Source organism: Spirillospora sp. CA-108201, assembly GCF_050936235.1.
Classification (GTDB): Bacteria; Actinomycetota; Actinomycetes; order Streptosporangiales; family Streptosporangiaceae; genus Spirillospora.
In genome coordinates this window covers 934223-958195 of sequence record NZ_JBNJNE010000001.1, presented here as the reverse complement: position 1 = coordinate 958195, position 23973 = coordinate 934223, and the positions used below count along the sequence as shown (strand labels likewise).

The 23973-nt window shown below is 71.5% G+C and carries 14 protein-coding genes, 3 rRNA genes and 4 pseudogenes; 5 read left to right on the top strand and 16 right to left on the bottom strand.

From position 1 onward, the window contains the following. Positions 1 to 152 precede the first annotated feature (152 nt). The 9 genes and pseudogenes from ACQEU6_RS04600 to ACQEU6_RS04560 all read right to left on the bottom strand — a co-directional run bounded on the left by ACQEU6_RS04600 (position 153) and on the right by ACQEU6_RS04560 (position 10313). A pseudogene (locus ACQEU6_RS04600) lies at positions 153 to 1344 on the bottom strand (glycosyltransferase family 4 protein). Beyond that, on the bottom strand, positions 1337 to 2953 hold the full coding sequence (murJ, locus tag ACQEU6_RS04595; RefSeq protein ID WP_499329337.1) for a murein biosynthesis integral membrane protein MurJ: 1617 nt from the start codon (positions 2951 to 2953) through the stop codon (positions 1337 to 1339). The pseudogene ACQEU6_RS04600 and the gene murJ overlap by 8 nt, the downstream one beginning before the upstream one ends. A gap of 93 nt (positions 2954 to 3046) precedes the next feature. After that, a pseudogene (locus ACQEU6_RS04590) lies at positions 3047 to 3990 on the bottom strand (hypothetical protein). 4 nt (positions 3991 to 3994) lie between these two features. Next, complete coding sequence (locus tag ACQEU6_RS04585) at positions 3995 to 4948, bottom strand: copper transporter (RefSeq protein WP_499329336.1); 954 nt, start codon at positions 4946 to 4948, stop codon at positions 3995 to 3997. Further along, entirely contained in the window at positions 4945 to 6183 is a 1239-nt protein-coding gene (steA, locus tag ACQEU6_RS04580) for a putative cytokinetic ring protein SteA (RefSeq protein ID WP_499329335.1), read from the bottom strand. The genes ACQEU6_RS04585 and steA overlap by 4 nt, the downstream gene beginning before the upstream one ends. A gap of 149 nt (positions 6184 to 6332) precedes the next feature. Beyond that, on the bottom strand, positions 6333 to 8039 hold the full coding sequence (gene recN / locus ACQEU6_RS04575) for a DNA repair protein RecN (RefSeq protein WP_499329334.1): 1707 nt from the start codon (positions 8037 to 8039) through the stop codon (positions 6333 to 6335). 211 nt (positions 8040 to 8250) lie between these two features. Beyond that, positions 8251 to 9138 (bottom strand): annotated as a pseudogene (locus tag ACQEU6_RS04570) (NAD kinase); the annotation flags it as partial. A gap of 112 nt (positions 9139 to 9250) precedes the next feature. Beyond that, positions 9251 to 10054 (bottom strand): TlyA family RNA methyltransferase, encoded by an 804-nt coding sequence (locus ACQEU6_RS04565; RefSeq protein ID WP_499329333.1) that lies wholly within the window; start codon positions 10052 to 10054, stop codon positions 9251 to 9253. Further along, on the bottom strand, positions 10047 to 10313 hold the full coding sequence (locus ACQEU6_RS04560; RefSeq protein WP_499329332.1) for a hypothetical protein: 267 nt from the start codon (positions 10311 to 10313) through the stop codon (positions 10047 to 10049). Before ACQEU6_RS04560 ends, ACQEU6_RS04565 begins: the two co-directional genes overlap by 8 nt. 114 nt (positions 10314 to 10427) lie before the next feature. On the opposite strand from ACQEU6_RS04560, the gene ACQEU6_RS04555 reads away from it, so the two are divergent. After that, positions 10428 to 10769 (top strand): SCP2 sterol-binding domain-containing protein, encoded by a 342-nt coding sequence (locus tag ACQEU6_RS04555; protein ID WP_499329331.1) that lies wholly within the window; start codon positions 10428 to 10430, stop codon positions 10767 to 10769. Positions 10770 to 10776: 7 nt separating this feature from the next. On the opposite strand, the gene ACQEU6_RS04550 is transcribed toward ACQEU6_RS04555, so the two are convergent. Further along, positions 10777 to 11778 (bottom strand): HAD-IIA family hydrolase, encoded by a 1002-nt coding sequence (locus tag ACQEU6_RS04550; RefSeq protein ID WP_499340088.1) that lies wholly within the window; start codon positions 11776 to 11778, stop codon positions 10777 to 10779. A 56-nt stretch (positions 11779 to 11834) separates the two neighbouring features. Next, positions 11835 to 12290, bottom strand: a complete 456-nt coding sequence (locus ACQEU6_RS04545; RefSeq protein ID WP_499329330.1) for a tetratricopeptide repeat protein — start codon at positions 12288 to 12290, stop codon at positions 11835 to 11837. Between the two features lie 72 nt (positions 12291 to 12362). Here ACQEU6_RS04545 and ACQEU6_RS04540 point away from each other — a divergent pair, with 72 nt between their 5' ends. From ACQEU6_RS04540 to ACQEU6_RS04530, 3 genes and pseudogenes are all read left to right on the top strand, one after another. After that, positions 12363 to 13712 (top strand): DUF1015 family protein, encoded by a 1350-nt coding sequence (locus ACQEU6_RS04540; protein WP_499329329.1) that lies wholly within the window; start codon positions 12363 to 12365, stop codon positions 13710 to 13712. Positions 13713 to 13719: 7 nt separating this feature from the next. Further along, positions 13720 to 14658, top strand: coding sequence for an MBL fold metallo-hydrolase (locus ACQEU6_RS04535; protein WP_499329328.1), 939 nt, complete (start codon positions 13720 to 13722; stop codon positions 14656 to 14658). Positions 14659 to 14720: 62 nt separating this feature from the next. Further along, positions 14721 to 14822: pseudogene (locus ACQEU6_RS04530) on the top strand (IS982 family transposase); the annotation flags it as partial. 35 nt (positions 14823 to 14857) lie between these two features. Here ACQEU6_RS04530 and ACQEU6_RS04525 read toward each other — a convergent pair. Both ACQEU6_RS04525 and ACQEU6_RS04520 read right to left on the bottom strand, forming a co-directional pair. Next, the gene (locus ACQEU6_RS04525; RefSeq protein ID WP_499329327.1) at positions 14858 to 16024 is read right to left on the bottom strand and encodes an alkaline phosphatase PhoX; all 1167 of its coding nucleotides are present in this window, start codon (positions 16022 to 16024) and stop codon (positions 14858 to 14860) included. A 105-nt stretch (positions 16025 to 16129) separates the two neighbouring features. Next, the gene (locus ACQEU6_RS04520) at positions 16130 to 17026 is read right to left on the bottom strand and encodes a hypothetical protein (protein ID WP_499329326.1); all 897 of its coding nucleotides are present in this window, start codon (positions 17024 to 17026) and stop codon (positions 16130 to 16132) included. On the opposite strand from ACQEU6_RS04520, the gene ACQEU6_RS04515 reads away from it, so the two are divergent. Next, on the top strand, positions 16964 to 18412 hold the full coding sequence (locus ACQEU6_RS04515; protein ID WP_499329325.1) for a hypothetical protein: 1449 nt from the start codon (positions 16964 to 16966) through the stop codon (positions 18410 to 18412). The two genes, ACQEU6_RS04520 and ACQEU6_RS04515, sit on opposite strands and share 63 nt — an antisense overlap. A 94-nt stretch (positions 18413 to 18506) precedes the next feature. Here ACQEU6_RS04515 and rrf read toward each other — a convergent pair. The 3 genes from rrf to ACQEU6_RS04500 all read right to left on the bottom strand — a co-directional run bounded on the left by rrf (position 18507) and on the right by ACQEU6_RS04500 (position 23848). Next, a 5S ribosomal RNA gene (gene rrf, locus ACQEU6_RS04510) occupies positions 18507 to 18623 on the bottom strand. 151 nt (positions 18624 to 18774) lie between these two features. Continuing rightward, positions 18775 to 21888: ribosomal RNA gene (locus tag ACQEU6_RS04505) — 23S ribosomal RNA — on the bottom strand. A 444-nt stretch (positions 21889 to 22332) separates the two neighbouring features. Beyond that, positions 22333 to 23848 (bottom strand): 16S ribosomal RNA (locus ACQEU6_RS04500). Together the 16S, 23S and 5S rRNA genes form the textbook arrangement of a ribosomal RNA operon. Positions 23849 to 23973 lie beyond the last annotated feature (125 nt).

Sequence of the window (23973 nt, the reverse complement as noted above, 5' to 3'; positions counted from 1 at the left end):
CCCCGGGCCGGCATGGGCCGACCGTACTGACGAGAACCGCGCGCGGGGATACTCCCCTCCGTTACCTGCTTCAACGCGGCCCGCGCCGGGCCGGTTCCCCTCCCCCGCGATTTTTCCGCCCGTCTCTCGAACCCGAGGGCGGAAGGCCGCATCTAAGGCCCGGTCAGCTCCAGGTACAGCCCCGCCAGCTGGTCGACGGCGTCGTCCTCGCCGGGCAGCAGCGCCGACCTCCGGGCGGCGGCCGAACCCAGCCGGGCCGCGAGCGCCGGGTCGTCCAGGACGCGGCTCACCGCGCGTCCGAGCGCCTCCGCGTCGTTCGGCGGCACCAGCAGCGCCGCGTCGGACTCGGGCCCCTGGAGCAGCGAGGCCCCCTCGCCCCGCTCCTCGGCGCCCACCATGCCGGGGATCCCGCCGACGCGGGTCGCGACCAGCGGCCGCCCCGCCCGCAGGATCTCCTGGACGACCAGCGGCTGCCCCTCCCACACGCTCGGCACGACCGCCACGTCGCAGGCGGTCAGCAGCCCGGCGACGTCCGAGCGCCGGCCGAGGAGCCGGACGGGCAGGTCCTCCGCCTCGATCCGGGCGCGCAGTTCCTCCTCCAGCGGCCCGTCCCCCGCGATCGCGACGAGCGGCGGCGGGGTGCGTCCCGCCCACGCCGCCGCGGCGTCCAGCAGCGTCGGCAGGCCCTTCTGCTCGGCGAGGCGGGCGACGGTGACGACCAGCGGCCGCTCCCCCGCCGAGCTCGGCCCGCAGGTCGGCGCGGACGGCGGGGCCGGGCGGCGCCTGCGGCGCGGGCGCCGGGACGATCGCGTGCCCGACCGACCGGGCCCCGAGGGCCCGCATCCGCTCCTCCAGATCGGGCGAGACGCCGAGGACCCGCGTGGCGCCGCGCGCCACGACGCGTTCCAGCACCCCGTAGACCGCGGCCGTCCGGCCGCCGGCGATCACGGCGTTGTGGAGCGTGACGACCAGGGGCGGGCCGCCGCGCGCGAACCGCAGCGGGCCCGGCACGACGTGCGCGCACGCCGCCGCCGCGAGGGCCCCGGCGCGCAGGCCGTGGGCGTGGACGACGTCGGCGTCGCGCAGCAGCCGCCGCAGCCGGGCGACGGCCCTGGCGTCGCTCGCCGGGCGGGGCCGGTCGGCCAGGTCGACCTCGGCGAACCGGGCACCGCCGGCGCCGAACCCGAACAGCGCGTCGGTGGCGGCGGGCCCGCACACCACGACGCGGGCGCCGCGCTCGGCCAGGCCCTCGGCGACGGACCGGACGTGGCGGCCGACACCGCCGGCGCTCGTGCCGAGGACGAGCGCGACGCGCAGCCCGTCCAGATCCTGCCTGTCAGACATTGCGGGTGACCTTCCGGCTGAGGACGGCCCGCAGGTCCCGGCCGTCGATCACGAATGCGATGATCAGGAAGACGGCGCCGGCGGCCAGAGCGGCGAGCGCCCCGGTCCCGACGTTGCGCAGCTCCCCGGCCGGGCCCGTCCCGCCGGGGCCGAGCAGCGCGGCCGCCGCGTATCCGGCGGCACCGCCCGCGCAGGCGCCGAGCAGCCCGGCGGCCAGCGCCCGCGGCACGCCGCGCACCGCGGCGGCGCCCCTCGCGCGCACCAGCGTCACGAGCAGCAGGACGCCCGCCACGGTCATCCCGACGGCGTTGCCGACGCCGAGCGCCGCCACGACCCACTGCCGGTCGACCGACAGCACCAGCGCGACCTCCGCGAGCATGACGACGACCCAGCCCGCGACCACGGCGGCCGCCCCCATCCGTCCCCGGTGGCACGCGTACAGGACGCGGCCGAGGTGCGCGACGAGCCCGTAGCCGAGGAGGCCCGGCGCGAACGCGAGCACCGCGCGCGACAGCACCTCCTGCTGGTCGGGGTGGCCGGGGTTGAACACCGCCGCGGCGGGGACGGCGACGGCGGCCAGCGCGGCCGCCCCCAGGCACGACACCAGGATCACCGCGCGGGTGGTGGACGCGGTCACCCGGTCGAACCGGTCGTGGTCCGCCGCGCTCATCCGCGCCGACAGCAGCGGGAACGCGCTGGTGGCGATCGGCACCGCGAGGATGGCCCACGGCAGCAGGTAGATCGCCCACGCGTACTGGTAGTTGGCGAGCGCGCCGCGGGTGCCCTGCGAGCTGAGCCGGACGATCAGCAGCGTCGCCAGCTGCTGCGCCGCGACCGTCGCGATCCCGGCCGCCGCGAGCCGCCGCACCCGGCGCGCCACCCCGTCCGGGAAGCGCAGGGTGGGCCGCAGCCGCAGGCGCAGCCGCCACGCGGCGACCGCGGCCGTGGCGGCCATCGCGACGCCGCCGAGCGCCGTGCCGATCGCCAGCGTCAGCTCGGCGCCCACCGGGAGCCCGGCCAGGTCGTTCTCGAAGCCCCGGCCGAGCGGTGCGTAGACGAGGTAGGCGCCGATCACCACGAGGCTCGACACCAGCGGCGCGAGGGCGGGCGCGACGAACCGGCGGTGCGACTGCAGCAGCCCGTACAGCACCACCGCGATCCCGTACATCACCATCTGCACGGACTGGATCGCCAGCATGTCCCCGCCGACCCGCACGACGTCGCCGCGCGAGCACCCCTGCGGGTGCTCGGCCACCGCCAGCTCCATGAGCGGATGGGCGAGCAGCGCCATCAGCGCGGAGAGCGGCACCATCACCACGACGATCCAGGTGAGCAGCGCCGACCCGGTCCGGCCGACCTCCTCGCGGTCGCCGCGCTCGGCGGGCCCGGCCAGCACCGGCACGACCATGCTGGCGAGCGCGCCGCCCGCGACGATCTCGTAGATGCTGCTGGGGAGCTGCGTGGCGCTGAAGTACGCCTGGCTCAGGCACGAGGTGGTGACGGTCTGGGAGAAGGCGTAGGTGCGCCCGAACCCGGCGAGCCGCGCCAGCACGGTGATGACCGCGATGACGACGGCGGCGCCGGCCAGCCCGCCGGTCAGCCGGCGCACGCCCGGCCGCCGCCGGGGCGGCGGTGGCGCTTCGGATGGGGGCACGGTAGGCGAAGGCACGCTCGTCGAGGTCTGCGGGGGGCGTCCGGCGGGCTAGGCGAGGTCGGCGACGCCGTCGCCCGCCGGGCGGTACGCGTCCTCGGTGTCGGGCTTCTCGGCCTCTCGCGTCCCGGTCTCCGGCGCGGCCGCCTCCGCGGCGGGGGCCTCGGCGGGGGCGGCGACCGGGCGGCGGCCCAGCATGTCGACGCGGTTCAGCACCGGATTACCCGCGATGACCTTGGTGAAGCTGACGAACTCGCTGGCGGCGTTCAGCCCGGCGACCCCGGCGAGGCCGAGCAGCGCGCCGAGCGCGTTGGCGCCGGTGTCGCCGAGCATGGCGCGCTCCCCGAGGTCCTCGGGCAGCAGCGCGGCGGCGGCGCCGAGCGGCGCGGCGACCACGGCTGAGCCGGAGCGGGTCAGCGCCAGCGGCGTGCCGGCGATGAGGCCGACCTTCACGGCCCGCCCGGGGCGCAGGTCGAACAGGTTCATCAGGTTCGCGGACCCGGCGATGACGGCGCCGTTGACGAGGGTGTCGAACGCGCGGCCCGTGCGGGTCGGGGCGGGCGAGCCGGCGACGGCGGCGGCGGCCAGCCCCGTCGCGCCGATGCCGAGGATCTTCACGGCGCCGCTGGTCACCTCGCCCCGCGCGAGCGCGGTCAGGTGGCCCTTGAAGCCGCGGGAGGACGCCGAGCCGGCGAGGTCGTCGTAGCCGCCGAGGGCGCCGGATCCGGCGCCGGCGAGCAGCGCGGCGGCCCGCACCCGGGCGGCGGCGCCGGGGCCAGCAGCCCGGCCGCGGCGGCGCCCGCGACGAACGCGGGGCCCTCCAGCAGCGTGACCGGCTCGCCGCGGTGGTTGGTGCGGCCCCAGACCTGCTCGCCGGGCAGCCCGTTCAGGCCGGGCGGGCGCCGCGTCAGCGCGGCGTAGGCGGCGCGCGCCGCCACCGCGCCGAGCCCCGCGCCGGCCGCCAGCCGCGTGCTCCTGGCGATGCCTCGTCTCATCAGGTCACCCGTTCTTCGCCGTGGGCGCGGGCGAGGGCAGGTAGCCGCTCGCGCCGGCGCCCGTGCCGTACTGCCCGGACTTGCCGCCGATCTCGTTCTGCAGCGCCAGGATCGTGACGACCTGGCCGGCCGCGGTGTCCACCACGTCGACGGTGGAGACCGAGTCGGCGGCGTCGGAGTCGCGCAGCGCCGCGATCAGCCCGCCCTCCTGCGCGGAGGTCGGCGGGCCACCGACGACGGTACCGCGCCCGGCGCCGTCGAGTGCGGAGGCCAGCGAGATCAGTGCCTTGTTGTCGTCGCCGCCGCCCGCGTAGGCGTAGGCGGCGGCGGGGGCGACCATGACGGCGAGGGTGGCGTGCTGGCCGGGCTTGCCGCTGGTGGTGACGTATCCGGCCTCCTTGAAGCCGTTGAGGACGGCGCCTCCGGCGGCGTCCTCACGGCCGGACTTGGCGGGGTCCTTGGTGACGAGGGCGTTCGCGAGGACGGCGCCCGCCTTGCCGTAGGCGCCCGCGTTCTCCGGGAACTTCACGTCCTCGGCCTTGAGCTGCGTGGCGAGCTCGTCGACGGTGGTCTGCTGGTCGTCGTCCAGGAGCTTCTTCTGGATCGTGACGCGCCCGGTGACCGCGGCGCCGGAGTCCTTGGCCAGCCGGCTGATCTGCTCGATGCTGTCGTTGCCGGCGCCGGGCGTCTCGATCAGCACCACGGACTGGCCCTTGAGCCGCTCGGCGACGATCTGCGGCGAGAGCACCTTGGTGAACTGCTCCTCGCCGTCCAGCTGGTGGCGCAGGTCGCGCTGCGCCAGCCGGGCCTGCTGGGCCGTCTTGGCGGCCGAGTTGGCCTGCTGGCGCAGGGTGTCGCTCACCGAGTTCGACAGCGTGGTGGAGCCCAGCACGATGCCGAGCGCCAGCGCGAGGAAGATCGCGACGATGGAGACGAGGTGGTAGCGGAAATCGATCACGTGAAGAGTCCGGTCAGCCAGAAGAGGAAGGCGTGCCAGCGGTCGGCGAGCAGGGGACTGATGACGTCCCCCGCCGGAGACATGGCGACGGCGGTGACGATGGCGATGAACGCGCCGAGGACGAGGAACAGCAGCGACCAGGTGGAGATCCGGCTGCGGTAGAGCCTGCTGACGCCCTTGGCGTCGACGAGCTTGCTGCCGACGCGCAGGCGGGTGAGGAACGTGCTGGCCATGCCGGCGCGCCCCTTGTCGAAGAACTCCTCCATGTTGGCGTGCGTGCCGACCGCGACGATCAGGGTGGCGCCCTTGTCGTCGGCGAGGAGCATCGCGATGTCCTCGCTGGTGGCGGCGGCGGGGAACACCACGGCGTCCTTGCCGAGCTCGTGCACGCGCTTCAGGCCCGGCGCGCGACCGTCCCGGTAGGCGTGCACGACGAGCTCGGCGCCGCAGGTGAGCGCGTCGTCGGAGACCGAGTCCATGTCGCCGACGATCATGTCCGGGCGGTAGCCGGCCTCCAGCAGCGCGTCCGCGCCGCCGTCCACCCCGATCAGCACCGGGCGGTACTCGCGGATGTAGGGGCGCAGGGTCGCGATGTCCTCGCGGTAGTGGTAGCCGCGCACGACGATCAGGGCGTGCCGCCCGGAGATCCTCGTGGCCACCTCGGGGACGCCGACGCCGTCGATGAGCAGGTCGCGCTCGCGCTTGACGTACTCCATCGTGTTGGCGACGAACGCCTCCAGCTGGGAGGCGAGCCCGGCCTTGGCCTCGGTCAGCGCCTCCTCGACGGACTCGGCGGTCTGCTCGGTGCCCTTGGCGACGACCTCCTCGCCCCGGTGCACGGCGGGCCCCTCGACGCGGACCTGGTCGCCCTCCTGCAGCTTGCTGAAGATCTCCGGGCCGACGTCGTCGACCAGCGGGATGCCGGCCTCGATCAGGATCTGCGGCCCGAGGTTCGGGTACCGGCCCGAGATGCTGGGCGCGACGTTCACGACGGCGCCGACCTCGCGCGACACCAGCGCCTCGGCGCTGACGCGGTCGAGGTCGACATGGTCGATCACCGCGACCTCGCCGGGCTGGAGCCGCTTGGTCAGGTCCTTGGTGCGGCGGTCGAGCCGGACCGTGGCGCTGATCCCGGGCCGCCCGTCGTCGCGGCCGCGGCCCAGCGTGAGCACGCGCCGGGGCAGCCTCCCGGCCAGCCGGACGCGTCGCTCTGCGGTGGGTGACGACTCGTTCATCAACTGCCATCCTGCCAGAGCCCGGGAGCGAACGCCGGAAAGGCCGACGGTCCAGGCGTGTCCGTTCACGCACCCTCTGTAAACTTTGACGGAGCGGGGGCGGCCCGCGGCGGCGTGACGTACGGGCTGACGTGTGGGCTTCGGCGCCGCTACCGTTCCTCGGCGGCCATGGCGAGCAGTTCCTCGGCGTGCGCGCGGCCGAGCTCGGAGTCCTCAAGGCCGGCGAGCATGCGCGACAGCTCCCGGACGCGTCCCTCCCGGTCCAGGGCGGTGACGCCGCTGCTGGTGACCGTTCCGTCGTCGGACTTCTCCACCAGCAGGTGCTGGTCGGCGAACGCGGCGACCTGCGGCAGGTGCGTGACGACGATCACCTGGGCGTTGCGGGCCAGCCGCGCCAGCCGCCGCCCGATCTCCACCGCCGCCTTGCCGCCGACGCCCGCGTCGACCTCGTCGAACACGAACGTCGGGACGGGGTCGGCGCCCGCGAACACGACCTCGATCGCCAGCATCACGCGGGACAGCTCGCCGCCCGAGGCGCCCTTGTGCAGCGGCAGCGGCTGCGATCCCGGGTGCGGCGCGAGCCGCACCTCGACCTCGTCGACGCCGTGCGGGCCGTAGTCGCCGCTCGGCGCGACGGTGACGGCGACGCGGGCGTGCGGCATCGCCAGCGCGGTCAGCTCCTCGGTGACGGCCTCGGAGAACCGCTCGGCGGCCCGGGTGCGGACCGCGGTGAGCTCCGCGGCCTCGGCGGCGAGCCGCTCGGTGAGCTCGGCGTGCTCGGAGCGCAGCTCGTCGATCCGGTCGTCGTCGCCCTCCAGCTCCGCCAGCCGGACCGCGGACCCGCGCGCCCACTCCAGGACCTCGGTGACCGTCCCGTCCGTCCCGCCGTACTTGCGGATCAGAGCGATCAGCTCGGCGCGCCTCTCCAGGACGGCCGCGAGCCGCGCCGGGTCGGCGTCCACGGACTCGGCGTAGGACGCCAGGTCGGTGCCGACGTCGCTGACCAGGTAGCCGGCCTCGGCGAGACGGTCGGCGAGCGCCGCGAGCGCCGGGTCGTGGTCGCGGACGGCGTCCAGGGCGTTGCGCGCCTGGCCGAGCAGGCCGGTCACGTTCGCGGCCTCGAACGCGGCGGCGGGATCGCCCAGCAGGGCCTCGTGGGCGGTGTCGGCGGCGCCGCGCAGCGCGTCGGCGTGCCCGAGGCGCTCCTCCTCGGCGGCGAGGTCGGTGTCCTCGCCGTCCTTGGGGTCGACCTTCTCGATCTCCTCCAGGCCGAAGCGGAGCAGCTCGGCCTCCTGGGCCCGCTCGCGCGCCCGCGTCGTCAGCTCCTCCAGCAGCGCGCTGACCTGGCGGTGCCGCTGGTAGGCCTTGGTGTAGGCGCGCATCGGCTTGGTCAGCGCGCCGCCCGCGTACCGGTCGAGCGCGGCGCGCTGCCGCGACGACTGGAGCAGCCGCTGCTGGTCGGACTGCCCGTGCACGGCGACCAGGTCGTCCGCCAGGGTGATCAGCACGCTGACGGGCACGGACCGGCCGCCGAGGAACGCGCGGGAGCGGCCCTCCGCCGACACCGAGCGCGTGACGATCAGGGCGCCGTCGTCCAGCTCGCCGCCCGCGTCCTCGACCCGCTCCACCACGCGGCCGCCCGGATCGACGACGATCCGGCCCTCCACCGTGGCGCGGCCCGCGCCGGGCCTGACCCGCTGCGGGTCGGCGCGGCCGCCGAACATCAGCCCGAGGCTGGTGACCACCATGGTCTTGCCCGCCCCGGTCTCCCCCGTCACCACGTTGAAGCCCGGCGACAGATCGAGCACGGCCTCGTCGATCACCCCGAGGCCCTGGATCCGCACCTCATCGACCATCGGACGCACCAGCGTCACAACCCTCCGCAACCAGATCCCCGATCAGCGCCTGTGGAGATTATCCCCTCTGCCCGTCCGCCGCCTCCCCGTGCGGACCCGGGGGCGCGCCCTGCGGCGGGAAGCCGGGCCCCGGGTATCCGGCGATGCCACCGGCCGCCGGGGCGTCCCCGACCTGGGAGTCCCCGAGCGGCGGGGACGGCCGGGACGGCTGCCGGACCCGCCCGCGCCAGCCCGTCACGGGCAGCCCGAACTTGGTGACCAGCCGGTCGGTGAACGGGGTGAGGTGCAGCCGCGCGAGCCGCACCGGCTCGGCGCCGCGGCGGACCTCGACCCGCGCCCCCGGCGGCAGGTCGAGCGTGCGGCGCCCGTCGCACCACAGCACCGCGCGGGGCGTGTCCGGCAGCACCTCCACCGCGACCGACGAGCGCGGCGAGACCACCAGCGGGCGCGCGAACAGCGAGTGCGCGCTGATCGGCACGACGAGCATCGCCTCCACCTCCGGCCACACGACCGGGCCGCCGGCGGAGAACGCGTACGCGGTGGAGCCGGTCGGAGTGGCGCACACCACACCGTCGCAGCCCCAGTTGGACAGCGGCCGCCCGTCGATCTCGGCGACGACCTCCAGCATCCGCTCCCGCTCGGCCTTCTCGATGCTGGCCTCGTTCAGCGCCCACGTCGTGCCGAGGACGGCGCCGTTGCGGCGGGCGGTGACGTCGACGGTCATGCGCTCCTCGACGTCGTAGCGGCGGGTCACGACCCGGTCGACGGTGGCGGCGAGGTCCTCCCGCTCGGCCTCGGCGAGGAACCCGACGTGGCCGAGGTTGACGCCGAGCAGCGGCGTCCCGGAGCTGCGGGTGAGGTCGGCGGCGCGCAGCAGCGTCCCGTCGCCGCCGAGGACCATGACGACCTCGGCGCCGTCGGCGGCCGCGGCGGTGCTGGGCATGACCTCCACGCCCGCGCAGCCGATGTCGCCGGCCTCGCCGTCCAGGACCCGCACGCAGATCCCGGCCTCGCTGAGCCGCTCGATGACCAGCTGCGCGCTGCGGACCGCCTCGGGCCGCCCGGTGTGCGCCACGACCAGCACCGACCTTGTGCTCATGCTCTCGCCCCACTCCCCGACGTGCTCCGGCGTGCAGACGTCTGGACGGACGCCCCCGCGCGGGACGCTCCCGGTTTCGACGCCCTCTGTACGCGCGGTGCGCCGCCGACGCTCACTGCGGGCCCTCCGCGAGGGCCTTCGCCAGCGCCTCCTCGTCGAGCGGCGGGGCCCCGGCGCGCAGCCACAGGAAGTACTCCACGTTTCCGGACGGCCCCGGCAGCGGGCTCGCCGCCACCCCGAGGACGCCGAGGCCGAGCGTCGCGGCGTGCCCCGCCACGCCGCGCACCGCGTCGGCGCGCAGCTCCGGGTCGCGGACGACGCCGCCCGCGCCGACCCGGTCCTTGCCCACCTCGAACTGCGGTTTCACCATGACCGCGTAGTCGGCATCGGGAGTCGCGCACCGCTGGGCGGGCCCGAGGACGAGCTTGAGCGAGATGAACGACAGGTCGCCGACGACGAGGCTCGGCGGCGGGCCGTCGAGCATGTCCGGCTCCAGGTCGCGGATGTTGACCCGCTCCAGGACGGTGACGCGGTCGTCGGTCCGCAGGGACCAGGCGATCTGCCCGTACCCGACGTCGACCGCGTACACCCGCGCCGCGCCCGCGCGCAGCAGGACGTCGGTGAACCCGCCGGTCGAGGCGCCCGCGTCGAGGCAGACGCGGCCCGCGGCGTCCAGCCCCCCGAACGCCTCCAGCGCGCCGGCGAGCTTGTGCCCGCCGCGCGAGACGTACTCCGGGCCGCCGCCGGACTCGGCCACCACAATCGCGGCCCCGGCCTCGACCTGTGTCGCCGCCTTCGCCGCGGTCTGCCCGCCGACGCGGACCCGGCCGTCGCCGATCAGCTGCCCGGCCTGCTCCCGCGACCGGGCCAGGCCGCGGCGGACCAGTTCGGCGTCCAGGCGGCGCCGGCTACTCACGGGGGCGCAGGGCGTCGGGGAAGGCCGGCCGGGTCGCCGCGGGCCGCTCGGGCCGCTCGGGCCGCTCGTCCTGGCCGGCGGCCGCGAGGAGCTCCTGGAGCCGCTGGTGGACGTCCTCGAAGACCTCCACGTGCGCGGCGACGGGCCGTCCGCCGAGTTCGCTTAGGAGGGCGACGGCGGCGTCCACGCGCGGGTCGCCGGTCGGGTCGGGCGGCGGCGCGGCCGGGAACTCCGGCTCCTCCGCGGCCTCGTCGGACATCACGTTTACCTCCCAGTGCTCCCGGACCGCACGCGACGAGTCGCCTCCGGCTCACCATGAACGCTACCGTCCCTGAACGACATCGATGCCGGAGGAACGGGGAACGGCCTGACCATGGCGAACGAGGAGGAGTGCCGTGCGGCGCTGGAGCGCGTCGCGGCGCGCCTGGCGGAGGTGGACGCCGACCGGCTCGCCGAGCACGTCGTCGAGCGGACGATCAGCTGCCGGGTCGCGGACCTCGGGCTGGCCTTCCGCAGCCGCCTGCACGGGGGCGGCCTCGACCCGTTCGAGCCTGACGAGGAACCCGCGGCTGCGCAGGTGCGCCTCACCGTGGACAGCGACGACCTCGTCGCGATGGCCTTCGACGAGCTGAACCCGGCCAAGGCGTGGACCGCCGGCCGGCTGAAGATCGAGGCGAGCATCTTCGACCTCCTCCGGCTGCGCAAGCTCCTCTGACCGGCGCTCAGAGCGAGAGGGTCTCCAGGGCCGCGGTGAGCGCCTCCGCGGGCGGCGGCTCCTCGGTCTCCCAGGCGGCGGACGCGAGAGCGCGGAGGCCGTCGTAGGGGTCGCCGGATCCGCTGAGCGCGAACGCGTCCCCGTCGCGGCGCGCCGTCCAGCCGCCGCACCGGTGGGCGCCGTCCTCCCGGACGGTCTCCGGATGCGGGACGAGCAGGCCGGACAGGTCGGGCGCGAGGTAGGCGGGGCGCCGGTGCGGCGGGGCGGTGAGCGCCTGGAGGTGCCCGGTGACGCCGGTGAAGACGAGGAGGCTGTCGGCGCCGCCGTTGTACGCGCCCTCGATGTCGGTGTCGAGGCGGTCGCCGACCACCAGCGGGCGCTCCGCGCCGGTGCGCAGGATCGACTCCTGGTGCAGCGGGCGCTCGGGCTTGCCGGTGACGATCGGCTCCACTCCGGTGGCGCCGCTGATCACGCGGAGCAGTGCGCCGTTGCCGGGGTGCGGGGGCCCCTCGCCGCCGGGGATGGTCAGGTCGCCGTTGGAGCCGACGAAGAGCGCGCCCATGCCGACCGCCTGGGCGCCCTCGGACAGCAGCCCGTATCCGAGGTCGGGGTGGTAGCCCTGCACGACGGCGGGGGGGCGCCGGGACGCCGTCGACACCGGGCGCAGGCCCTGCTGGTAGAGGGCGTGGCGCAGGCCCATGCCGCCTACCACGAGCACCTCCGAGCCGGCGGGCAGGCGTTCGGCCAGCAGGCGGGCGGCGGCCTGCGCGGAGGTCACCACGTCCGCCGCCTCGGCGGGGACGCCGACCTCGGTGAGCAGCGCCGCGACCGCCGACGGCGTCCGCGACGCGTTGTTGGTCACGAACGCCAGCCGCTGCCCCGCCGCACGCGCCTTCGCGAGCGACTCCGGCGCCGTGGGTACGGGCCTGCGGCCGACGTACACGACCCCGTCCAGGTCGAGCAGGGCGACGTCGTACGCCTCGCTCAGGGGACGGTCGCTGCCTTTCATCGCGCTCCTCATGCCTGCGATCGTACGGGCGTCGTTACCGATGGGTAAGGGGTGGGTCAGCGCCGGGCCGCGAGGGTGGCCCTGGCGTGCCGCAACTCCCGCGCGTAGTCCTCGTTCTCCGGCCGCATGGCCGCGGCCAGCGCGAGATGCTCGACGGCGGCCTCGAAGTCGCCCATCCGGCTGAGCGACAGCCCGAGCCCGAACCGCGCGTAGTCCTCGGCGGGCTCCGCCTCCACGATCCCGCGGAAGCTCTCGGCCGCCGCGCCGAACCGCCGCGCCCCGAACTGGGCGCGGGCGAGCGCCTCGCGGATGCTGTGCGACTGCGGCTCGGCCTCGGCCGCCCTGGCCAGCAGCTGCAGCGCCGCCGCGGCGCTGCCCGCCCGCAGCAGTTCGAGACCCCGCGTGTACCACTCGTAGACCCCGCCCTGCGGCGAGTCCGCATGTTCGCCGGGGTCATCGCCTGGGTCCTCGCCTGGGGAATCCTCCGGCCGTCCGGGTCCTTGAGTACTCATGTGGACCTCCCCTCGGACATCGATCACTACGACCGTACCCGCCGCGGCGCCGGGCGCACTCCGCTGAATAGCATGCCCAGCGTGGACGACGACCTCTCCTCCGGTCTCGACCCGGAGGAGTTCAGCGCACGCGTCTTCGGGACGGCGGCCCCGCGCACGGGCGGCGGCCTGGAGCTGACCCCGTTCCGCGGCGTCCGCTTCGTCCCCGAGGTGGCCGGCGACCTCGCGTCGGTGACCATGCCGCCGTACGACCTGATCGACGAGGCGGCGGCGCTGCGGCTGCTGGCGGAGGGCGGCCACAACATCATCCGGCTCAACCTCCCGCGCGCCGCCGGGGAGACCTACGACGCCGCCGGCCGCCGGCTGCGCCGCTGGCTGGAACGCGGCGCGCTCACCGTCGACCCCGACCCGGCCCTGTACGTCTACGAGGCCGCCCGCGGCGCGGCCGTGCTGCAGCGCGGCCTCATCGGCGGCCTCGGCCTGCGCGCGGAGTCCGACGGCGTCGTGCTGCCGCACGAGAACGTCTTCCCCGGCCCGGTCCGCGACCGGCTCGCGCTGATGGCGGCGGCGAACGCCAACCTGGAGCCGATCTTCCTGGTGTACGAGGGCGGCGGCGCCGCGGCCGGCGTGGTCGACGGCGCCGCGGCCGGGACCCCGCTGATGGAGTTCGACGCCGACGACGGCCTGACGCACCGCCTGTGGCGCGTCACCGACCCCGGCCTGCACGCGCGGGTGGCCGACGACCTGCGCGGCAAGCAGGCCCTCATCGCGGACGGCCACCACCGCTACGCCACCTACCGGGCCCTCCAGGCGCGCCGCCACGCGGCCGGCGACGGTCCCGGCCCCTGGGACGCCGGGCTGGCGCTGCTGGTCGACTCGACGCGCTACCCGCCGCACCTGGGCGCCATCCACCGCGTGCTCCCCGGTCTCCGCCCCGACACCGCTCTGGAGAAGGCCCGCTCCGTCTTCCGCGTGACCGGATTCCCCGCCGAGGACGAGGCCCTCGACGCGCTCGCCCGCGCGCGGGGGCCGGCGTTCCTGCTCGCCGGCGGCGACTCCCCGCACCTGCTCACCGACCCCGACCCGGACGCCCTGCGGGCGGCCTTGCCGCCCGAGCACTCCCCGCGCTGGCGGGCGCTCGACACCGCCGTCCTCGACCATCTGCTGATCGGCGAGGTGTGGGGCGTCCCTGAGAACGAGGACGCCATCGAGGTGGTGCACGACGACCCGTCCGCGGCCGCCGCCCGCGCCCGGCGCAGCGGCGGGACCGCCGTGATCCTGACCCCGCTCCGGGTCGAGGACGTGCTGGCGGTCGCCGGCGGGGGCGAGCGCGTGCCGCGCAAGTCGACCTCGTTCGGCCCCAAGCCCCGCACCGGCCTCGTCCTGCGCCTCCTCGACCCGGACGCACCGCGGGAGCCATGATCGGGGGATGGACACCACGACCACGATCACGCCGCTCGGCGGGGACGTCTACGAGATCGACACGCGGATGGCCGGCCACACCGGCATCACCGCCGGATACCTGATCCTCTCCGACCGGCCATGCCTGGTGGAGCCGGGCACCTCCGGCTCCGCCCCCGTGGTGCGGGCCGCGCTGCGCGAGCTGGGCGTCGGACCGGACGACCTGGCGAGCGTGGTCGTGACGCACATCCACCTCGACCACGCGGGCGGCGTCGGCGACATCGCCGGCATGTACCCGCGCGCGGAGATCGTCGTCCACGAGAAGGGCGCCCGGCACCTCGCGGACCCGTCCCGCCTCATGCGCAGCGCCCGCATGATCTACGGGGACGCCCTCGACACCCTGTTCGGCGAGCTGAAGCCCACGGACGCGGCGCGGATCCGGGCCGTCGACGACACCGGCGTGATCGACCTCGGCGGCGGGCGGCGGCTGGAGTCGCACTACTCCCCCGGGCACGCCAAGCACCACGTCGGGCTGGTCGACTCGCAGACCGGCGACCTCTACGTTGGCGACGCCGCCGGCATCTACATCCCGGAGACGGCGGACGTGCGGCCCGCCACGCCGCCGCCCGACTTCGACCTCGACACGGCGCTGGGGTCGATCGCCAAGTTCCGTTCGCTGGGCCCGCAGCGGCTGCTGTTCGCGCACTACGGGCCCGTGCAGGAGGTCGAGGACACGCTGGAGCGCTCGGCGGAGGAGCTGCGGATCTGGGTCGACGCCGTCCGGGACGCCCGCGACCAGGGCCTGGACCTCGACCACGCCGTCGCGATGGTCGTCGACCGCACCAGGGACCGCTACGCGTCCATGAGCGACGACGTCGACCCGGAACTGGCCGCCAAGTACGAGATCCTCAACAGCGCCGAGAGCAACGTCGCCGGCATCATGCACGCCCTCGGCCGGCACGCCTAGATCGTTGATGGGAGATTGCCGAACTGGGCGCGGACGCGGCGAAGGGCGCCCATGGTCGGTGTGTGAAGACTGACTTGGATGCCCTTCCGACCGCAATCTACGTTCATCTGGACGATCACGTCCTGCGGTCGGCCGACCGCACCCGCAGACGCGGCATCGCGCGCGGCCGAGGCCGCTTCGGGAAAGGCCCTGGGTCACGTCAGCGGCGGAACGGGCCCGTCACCTCGAAGGTGTAGCCGTCCGTCCCCGCGACGAACCCGCTCTTGCCGCGCTGCGACGAGAAGTACAGGCGCGACCCGTCCGGGCTGAACGCCGTCCCGGTGACCTCCGACTCGTCATGGCCGAGCACGCGCAGGAAGGGCGTCACGATCCCCTCGGCGGTGATGAGGTTGATCTCCATGTTGTCGCCGTCCTCGGCGACGTACAGGTCGCCGGACGCCGCCGCGGTCACCGCGTCGACCCCGTGCAGGGGCGCCTCCCCGCCGGTGACGAGGTCGTCGTCGTAGGCGATGTCCAGCCGCGCGGCGGCCGCGTCGTACGCCCACACGCGGTTGTCGCCCTTGGTGGTGAAGTAGCAGACGCCGCGCGAGTAGTAGCAGCCCTCCCCGGCGTGGAAGCGCATGGCGCCGTCCACCTGGTCCCGGGTCGGCGTGAGCCACATCTGGGGGTTCGGCACCTTCGCCCACTGGACGGGGCCGGTTCCGGAGCCGACCAGCACCTCGAGCGTCCCGGACGACAGGTCGCCCCAGGTCTGCGGCCGGAACCGGTAGAAGCAGCCGTCCGACTGGTCCTCGGTGAGGTAGACGACCTTGCGCTCGGGATCGGAGGCCGCCGCCTCGTGCTTGAACCGCCCCAGCGCCGGCCGGGACACCGCGCCCTTCTGGCCGCGCGGGTCCGTCTCGTGGACGAGGCCGAGGTCGTGCTCCTCGCACGACAGCCACGTCCCCCACGGCGTGGCCCCTCCGGAGCAGTTCAGCGAGGTGCCGTTCAGGATCCGGTACGCCGACGTCACCTTCCCGGACGCGTCGAACCGCATGGCCGACACCCCGCCGACCGCGGGCACCTCCGAGTTGCTGACGTAGATCCAGCCGTCCCCGTCGCGGAAGCACGCGCCCCCGTCGGGTGCCGGGTGCCACGTGTACCTCGTCCCCTCGACGCGCTGGAGCGAGCGCGCCACGACCCGGCTGGTGAACCCCTGCGGCAGCTGCACGCCGTTGCCGTCCGCGGACAGCAGCGGCCCGTACGGGCTCGGGCCGGGCTGGGCCGGGCCCGCCGCGAAGGCCCGCTGCCACAGGGCGCCGGAGAAGGCGGTCGTCCCGCCGGCGACGGCGGCGGCGCGCAGGAACGTGCGTCGGGCCAGGGGCATGGCAACTCCAAAGAGTCGATCTCCACCGGACGCATCCGGCGGCCCCCCGAACGGCGCGGTCCCGTGAATATCCGGGAAACCTACCCGCCAGTCAAGTACCGGAGGTCAGTCCCCCTGCGGCCGCTCCTCGTCGGCCTGCTTCGGCTCCAGGAAGACCGCCGGAGCCTCGGGCGCGCCCTCGTCCGGCGCGTCCAGCACCTCGGGCTCGGCCGCGCGGAACGCGATGTCGGTCGCCGACGCCTCGACGGGCTCCGGCTCCTCCGGCTCGTCCGGCTGCTCCGGTTCGGCGGACTCCTCCACCGGCGGTTCGGCGGACTCCTCCACCTGGACTCCGCTGGAGGCCTCTTCCTCTTCCTCTTCCTCTTCCGTATCGAGGATTTCGAGGCCTTCGAGCTCGGCGTAGCGTTCGGCCGCGTCGGTCTCCCCGTCGCGGTCGGCCGCGGCGGCGCGCGCGAACCAGTCGGACGCCTCGCTCTCGCGTCCCGCCTCGACGAGCGCGTCCGCGTAGGCGTAGAACAGCCGCATCGACCACGGCCGGAGCCGCCGGTCGCGCAGCTCCGGGATCTGCAGGGTCACCACGGCCGCGTCGGTCTGGCCCATGTCGCGCCGCACGCCCGACTCCACGATGCGCAGCTCCACGCGCCCCGTCGGGTCGAGCCTGTCCGCCTCCGGCGACTTGACCAGGTCGAGGGCGCGTTCGGGCCGCCCGAGACCGCGCTCGCAGTCGGCCATGACGGGCAGGTAGGAGTAGTCGCCGGCGCCGAGGCGCCGCGCGGCCCGCAGCTCGGCGAGGGCCTCCGCCCACTCGCCCGCGTGGTACGCCGCGATCCCCGCCGCCTCCCGCACGATCCCGACGCGGGACGCGAGCCGCCGGGCCGCCTTCGCGTGGCGGTAGGACTGCTCGGGCTCGTCCTCGGCGAGGCGTCCCGCCATCACCAGGTGGCGGGCGACCTTCACCGCCAGCTCCTTCGGCAGCGTGCGCAGCTCCTCGCGGGCCTCCACGTCCAGTTCGTCGCCGGTGACGTCCTCGGGCAGCAGCGGATCGTCGTGCTTCGGCGCCGGCCGCTCCCGCTCCTCGTACCGCGCCGGCCGTTCCCTGCGATCGCGAGGCGGCCCGTAGGAGCGCCCGCCCTCCTGGGGGCGCCGCGGTCCACCACGGTCCCGGAACGACGGCTTGTCGCGCTCTCCCGGACGCCCCTCGCGCTTGCCTTCGAACCGCCGCGCGCCCGGACGGCGCTCGTCGCGCTCGTCACGTCGCCCCTTGAACGGGCGATCCTGCGGGCGGCCCTGGGAGCGACGCTCACCCTGGCCGCCGCGGCCCTGGAATCCTCCCGGACGCCCGTCTCGACGCGGTCCGCCGCCACCCTGCCCCGCGCTGGGCGCACGACTGTCAGACGGCCGGCCTTCCCGCCGCTCGCCCCCCTGCCCGGAGAACCGGTCGTCCCTACGCTCATCACGCGGGCCGGAGTACCGGCCTTCCTTACGCTCACCGCGCGGGCCAGAGAAACGACCGTCCCGACGCTCCCCGCCCTGGCTGGGGAAGCGGCCTTCCCGGCGCTCCCCACTCTGACCGGAGAACCGCCCTTCCCTGCGCTCACCGCGCGGGCCAGAGAAACGACCGTCCTTACGCTCGCCCCCCTGACCGGAGAAACGACCGTCCTTGCGCTCATCGCGCGGGCCGGAGAACCGGCCTTCCTTGCGCTCACCGCGCGAGCCGGAGAAACGCCCGTCCCGACGCTCGCCCCCCTGACCGGAGAACCGGCTGTCCTTGCGCTCATCGCGCGGGCCGGAGAACCGGCCTTCCTTGCGCTCACCGCGCGGACCGGAGAAACGCCCGTCCCGACGCTCGCCCCCCTGACCGGAGAACCGGCTGTCCTTGCGCTCATCGCGCGGGCCGGAGAACCGGCCTTCCTTGCGCTCACCGCGCGAGCCGGAGAAACGCCCGTCCCGACGCTCGCCCCCCTGACCGGAGAACCGGCTGTCCTTGCGCTCATCGCGCGGGCCAGCGAACCGGCCTTCCTTGCGCTCGCCGCGCTGGCCGCTGAAACGGCCCTCGGGGCGGCCCTCGCGGGATTCGGGACGACGCTCGTCACGCCGGTCGTCCGAGCGCTTGAACGGACGGCCGGGCTTCCGGTCATCGCGCTGACCGCGCGCATCCCGCTCCTGCCTGCCGCCGGGACGGCCTCGCCCGCCCTGCGGGCCGCCGGCGCGGAATCCCCCGCCGCGGGGACCACCGCCCTTGCGGGCTCCGGGCCCTCCCTGGCCGCCGCGGGCATCGCCTCCACGACGGGCCGGCGTGTCCCGCCGCCCGTTGCCGCCTCGCCGCTCGCGGCTGTCGTCGCCGCGGCCGTCCTCTTCCGCGCTCATCACGTCCGTCACTGTTCTTGATGGTGGTTCGGTGGACTCTTCAGCCTACTTCGCCAAGTCCCCGACATGCGTCGAGGGCCGCCCCGCAAATCGGGGCGACCCTCGACCAATATATGTCCGGCGGCGTCCTACTCTCCCACACGGTCCCCCATGCAGTACCATCGGCGCTGAAGGGCTTAACTTCCGGGTTCGGGATGGGACCGGGTGTTTCCCCCTCGCCAAAACCACCGAACGTCTCAACGCACCACCCCAAAGGGGCGGGCAAATCCACGTTCGAACCATTCGGCTCGACATTCACTTATCAACACGGGTTCCCGGTTGTTTCCTGGGAACCACACAGGGACGCGAACAACTCACACAGCGACTCACTCTGAACGTTCAGTGTGTTCAAGCCACTCGGCCTATTAGTACCGGTCGACTCCACACGTTACCGCGCTTCCATCTCCGGCCTATCAACCCGGTCGTCTACCGGGGGCCTTACACCCACAAAGGGGTGGGAGAACTCATCTCGAGGAAGGCTTCCCGCTTAGATGCTTTCAGCGGTTATCCCGACCGAACGTAGCCAACCAGCCGTGCCCCTGGCGGGACAACTGGCACACCAGAGGTTCGTCCGTCCCGGTCCTCTCGTACTAGGGACAGACCCTCACAATTCTCCTACGCGCACAGCGGATAGGGACCGAACTGTCTCGCGACGTTCTAAACCCAGCTCGCGTGCCGCTTTAATGGGCGAACAGCCCAACCCTTGGGACCTACTCCAGCCCCAGGATGCGACGAGCCGACATCGAGGTGCCAAACCATCCCGTCGATATGGACTCTTGGGGAAGATCAGCCTGTTATCCCCGGGGTACCTTTTAGCCGTTGAGCGACACCACTTCCACACGTAGGTGCCGGATCACTAGGCCCTGCTTTCGCACCTGCTCGACACGTCCGTCTCACAGTCAAGCTCCCTTGTGCCCTTGCACTCGCCACCTGATTGCCAACCAGGCTGAGGGAACCTTTGGGCGCCTCCGTTACATTTTGGGAGGCAACCGCCCCAGTTAAACTACCCACCAGGCACTGTCCCCCACCCGGATACACGGGTGCGGGTTAGACGCTCAAAACGACCAGAGTGGTATTTCACCAATGACTCCACCCAAACTGGCGTCTGAGCTTCAGAGTCTCCCACCTATCCTACACAAGACGCTCCAAGCGCCAATGCCAAGCTATAGTGAAGGTCCCGGGGTCTTTCCGTCCTGCTGCGCGAAACGAGCATCTTTACTCGTACTGCAATTTCGCCGGGCCTGTGGTTGAGACAGCGGGGAAGTCGTTACGCCATTCGTGCAGGTCGGAACTTACCCGACAAGGAATTTCGCTACCTTAGGATGGTTATAGTTACCACCGCCGTTTACCGGCGCTTAGATTCTCAGCTTCGAAGGAACAAGTCCCCCTAACCGGTCCTCTTAACGTTCCGGCACCGGGCAGGCGTCAGTCCGTATACAGCGTCTTACGACTTCGCACGGACCTGTGTTTTTAGTAAACAGTCGCTTCCCCCTGGCCTCTGCGACCCCACCCAGCTCAGACAGAAAATGCCATCACCAGGCAAGGTCCCCCTTCTCCCAAAGTTACGGGGGCAATTTGCCGAGTTCCTTAACCACAGTTCACCCGATCGCCTTGGTATTCTCTACCTGACCACCTGAGTCGGTTTGGGGTACGGGCCGCCGGTACACTCGCTAGAGGCTTTTCTCGGCAGCATGGGATCACTCACTTCACCTAAAACGGCTCGGCATCAGCTCTCAGGATACGCGAGAGACGGATTTACCTGTCTCTCTCCCTACAGCCTTACCCCGGGACAACCATCGCCCGGGCTGAGCTACCCTCCTGCGTCACCCCATCACTCACCTACTACCCCCTCGGGTCCCACGCTCCCCATCCACCAGGCCCGAAGGCCCAAAGAACAGTTCGGGTGGTTAGCATCAGAAGGTTCAGCGTTGGCGCATACCAGCGGGTACGGGAATATCAACCCGTTGTCCATCGACTACGCCTGTCGGCCTCGCCTTAGGTCCCGACTTACCCTGGGCGGATTAGCCTGCCCCAGGAACCCTTGGTCATCCGGCGCACACGTTTCTCACGTGTGATTCGCTACTCATGCCTGCATTCTCACTCCCGCACCCTCCACCCCTGGGTCACCCCGAGGCTTCACCGGATACAGGACGCTCCCCTACCCATCAACACCACATGGTGCCAATGCCACGGCTTCGGCGGTGTGCTTGAGCCCCGCTACATTGTCGGCGCGGAATCACTTGACCAGTGAGCTATTACGCACTCTTTCAAGGGTGGCTGCTTCTAAGCCAACCTCCTGGTTGTCACAGCAACTCCACATCCTTTCCCACTTAGCACACGCTTAGGGGCCTTAGCCGATGATCTGGGCTGTTTCCCTCTCGACTACGAAGCTTATCCCCCGCAGTCTCACTGCCACGCTCTCACTTACCGGCATTCGGAGTTTGGCTGACGTCAGTAACCTGGTAGGGCCCATCAGCCATCCAGTAGCTCTACCTCCGGCAAGAAACACGCGACGCTGCACCTAAATGCATTTCGGGGAGAACCAGCTATCACGGAGTTTGATTGGCCTTTCACCCCTAACCACAGGTCATCCCCCAGGTTTTCAACCCTGGTGGGTTCGGGCCTCCACACCGTCTTACCGGCGCTTCACCCTGCCCATGGCTAGATCACTCCGCTTCGGGTCTACAGCATGCGACTAAAAACGCCCTATTCAGACTCGCTTTCGCTACGGCTACCCGCCACCGGTTAACCTCGCCACACACCATAACTCGCAGGCTCATTCTTCAAAAGGCACGCCATCACCAACAACAACCCCGAAGAGTCGCCGAGGAGGCTCTGACGGCTTGTAGGCACACGGTTTCAGGTACTATTTCACGACCCCTCACCGGGGCACTTTTCACCTTTCCCTCACGGTACTGGTCCGCTATCGGTCATCAGGAAGTATTCAGCCTTACCACGTGGTCGTGGCAGATTCACACGGGATTTCACGGGCCCCGTGCTACTCGGGAACACACCCAGAAGCCACTCAAATTTCGTCTACCGGACTCTCACCGTCTACGGTCGGCCATCCCAAGCCATTCGACTATCCGAGCAGTTTATAACTCCTCGGCCCAGCGGCAGCTGGACCAGGGTGGTCCCACAACCCCGCACACGCAACGCCTGCCGGCTATCACACGCGCACGGTTTAGGCTCCTCCGCTTTCGCTCACCACTACTCACGGAATCACTATTGTTTTCTCTTCCTGCGGGTACTGAGATGTTTCACTTCCCCGCGTTCCCACCAACCTGCCTATACATTCAGCAGGCGGCGACACCCCATGACGAGTGCCAGGTTTCCCCATTCGGAAATCCCCGGATCAAAGTCTGGTTGCCGACTCCCCGAGGCATATCGCAGGCTCCCACGTCCTTCATCGGCTCCTGATGCCAAGGCATCCACCGTATGCCCTTAAAAACTTGAACACACAAAACGATCAGAACAAATCGCAGATAAACAACAAGAACAACCCGAAGACACCCCTCACAAGAGAGGATCACTCCAAGGAGCTCTCATCGTTCACCAGAGATGCTCGCGTCCACTGTGCAGTTCTCAAAAAACAACCGGGCCCACCAAAACCACACCCCAACCAAGAGGTGCGGTTCTGGTCCCGCAATCCGAGGTCACCCGGGCTTGCGCCCGTTCCCTCAGGACTCAACAGCGTGTTCAGCCTCCCAGCCGCCCGGAGCTCACCTTTCCCACTCCCCGAGGTCACCCCCGAAGCGGTACTAGCTGAGCCGCACGGCCAGCAGACTGAGTAGCCAGTGCTCCACATCTATGAGCAGCCACCTGACAGACATTCGCTGTCAACAGCAGCCACCGACCGGAATCCCTCTCACGAGGCGACCCGGCCAGTTGATGCTCCTTAGAAAGGAGGTGATCCAGCCGCACCTTCCGGTACGGCTACCTTGTTACGACTTCGTCCCAATCGCCGGCCCCACCTTCGACCGCTCCCCCCACAAGGGTTGGGCCACGGGCTTCGGGTGTTGCCGACTTTCGTGACGTGACGGGCGGTGTGTACAAGGCCCGGGAACGTATTCACCGCAGCGTTGCTGATCTGCGATTACTAGCGACTCCGACTTCACGAAGTCGAGTTGCAGACTTCGATCCGAACTGAGACCGGCTTTAAGGGATTCGCTCCACCTCACGGTATCGCAGCCCTCTGTACCGGCCATTGTAGCATGTTTGCAGCCCAAGACATAAGGGGCATGATGACTTGACGTCATCCCCACCTTCCTCCGAGTTGACCCCGGCGGTCTCCCATGAGTCCCCACCCGAAGTGCTGGCAACATGGAACGAGGGTTGCGCTCGTTGCGGGACTTAACCCAACATCTCACGACACGAGCTGACGACAGCCATGCACCACCTGTCACCGGCCCAAAAGGACCCACCATCTCTGATGGTTTTCCGGCGATGTCAAGCCTTGGTAAGGTTCTTCGCGTTGCGTCGAATTAAGCAACATGCTCCGCCGCTTGTGCGGGCCCCCGTCAATTCCTTTGAGTTTTAGCCTTGCGGCCGTACTCCCCAGGCGGGGCGCTTAATGCGTTAGCTGCGGCGCGGAATCCGTGGAAGGACCCCACACCTAGCGCCCAACGTTTACGGCGTGGACTACCAGGGTATCTAATCCTGTTCGCTCCCCACGCTTTCGCTCCTCAGCGTCAGTACAGGCCCAGAGAACCGCCTTCGCCACCGGTGTTCCTCCCGATATCTGCGCATTTCACCGCTACACCGGGAATTCCATTCTCCCCTACCTGCCTCTAGTCTGCCCGTATCCACCGCAGACCCACGGTTAAGCCGTGGGCTTTCACGACAGACGCGACAAACCGCCTACGAGCTCTTTACGCCCAATAATTCCGGACAACGCTTGCGCCCTACGTATTACCGCGGCTGCTGGCACGTAGTTAGCCGGCGCTTCTTCTGCAGGTACCGTCACGTTAGCTTCGTCCCTGCTGAAAGAGGTTTACAACCCGAAGGCCGTCATCCCTCACGCGGCGTCGCTGCGTCAGGCTTCCGCCCATTGCGCAATATTCCCCACTGCTGCCTCCCGTAGGAGTCTGGGCCGTGTCTCAGTCCCAGTGTGACCGGTCGCCCTCTCAGGCCGGTTACCCGTCGTCGCCTTGGTAGGCCATCACCCCACCAACAAGCTGATAGGCCGCGAGCCCATCCCCAACCGAAAAACTTTCCACCAACACCCCATGCGGAGGCTGGTCACATCCGGTATTAGACCCAGTTTCCCGGGCTTATCCCAGAGTCAGGGGCAGGTTGCTCACGTGTTACTCACCCGTTCGCCGCTCGAGTACCCCCGAAGGGGCCTTTCCGCTCGACTTGCATGTGTTAAGCACGCCGCCAGCGTTCGTCCTGAGCCAGGATCAAACTCTCCATCAAGGTCACACGACCAGCCAGGGGGCGAACCCCGACCAGCCAAACCTCAGGAAACAATCCCAGCATCGCCACCTCAAACGAGGTGACATTGCCTCAAAGAAATCCCCACCACCCCCGACAAAGCGAGA

What these genes read in the sequence shown, in the direction of transcription:
- ACQEU6_RS04555 (WP_499329331.1), top strand. Translation starts at nt 10,428, where the DNA reads ATGGCGAACGAGGAGGAGTGCCGTGCGGCGCTGGAGCGCGTCGCGGCG.
- steA (WP_499329335.1), bottom strand. Translation starts at nt 6,183, where the DNA reads ATGAACGAGTCGTCACCCACCGCAGAGCGACGCGTCCGGCTGGCCGGG.
- ACQEU6_RS04525 (WP_499329327.1), bottom strand. Translation starts at nt 16,024, where the DNA reads ATGCCCCTGGCCCGACGCACGTTCCTGCGCGCCGCCGCCGTCGCCGGC.
- recN (WP_499329334.1), bottom strand. Translation starts at nt 8,039, where the DNA reads ATGGTCGATGAGGTGCGGATCCAGGGCCTCGGGGTGATCGACGAGGCC.
- ACQEU6_RS04540 (WP_499329329.1), top strand. Translation starts at nt 12,363, where the DNA reads ATGCCCAGCGTGGACGACGACCTCTCCTCCGGTCTCGACCCGGAGGAG.
- ACQEU6_RS04535 (WP_499329328.1), top strand. Translation starts at nt 13,720, where the DNA reads ATGGACACCACGACCACGATCACGCCGCTCGGCGGGGACGTCTACGAG.
- ACQEU6_RS04545 (WP_499329330.1), bottom strand. Translation starts at nt 12,290, where the DNA reads ATGAGTACTCAAGGACCCGGACGGCCGGAGGATTCCCCAGGCGAGGAC.
- ACQEU6_RS04560 (WP_499329332.1), bottom strand. Translation starts at nt 10,313, where the DNA reads ATGTCCGACGAGGCCGCGGAGGAGCCGGAGTTCCCGGCCGCGCCGCCG.
- ACQEU6_RS04550 (WP_499340088.1), bottom strand. Translation starts at nt 11,778, where the DNA reads ATGAAAGGCAGCGACCGTCCCCTGAGCGAGGCGTACGACGTCGCCCTG.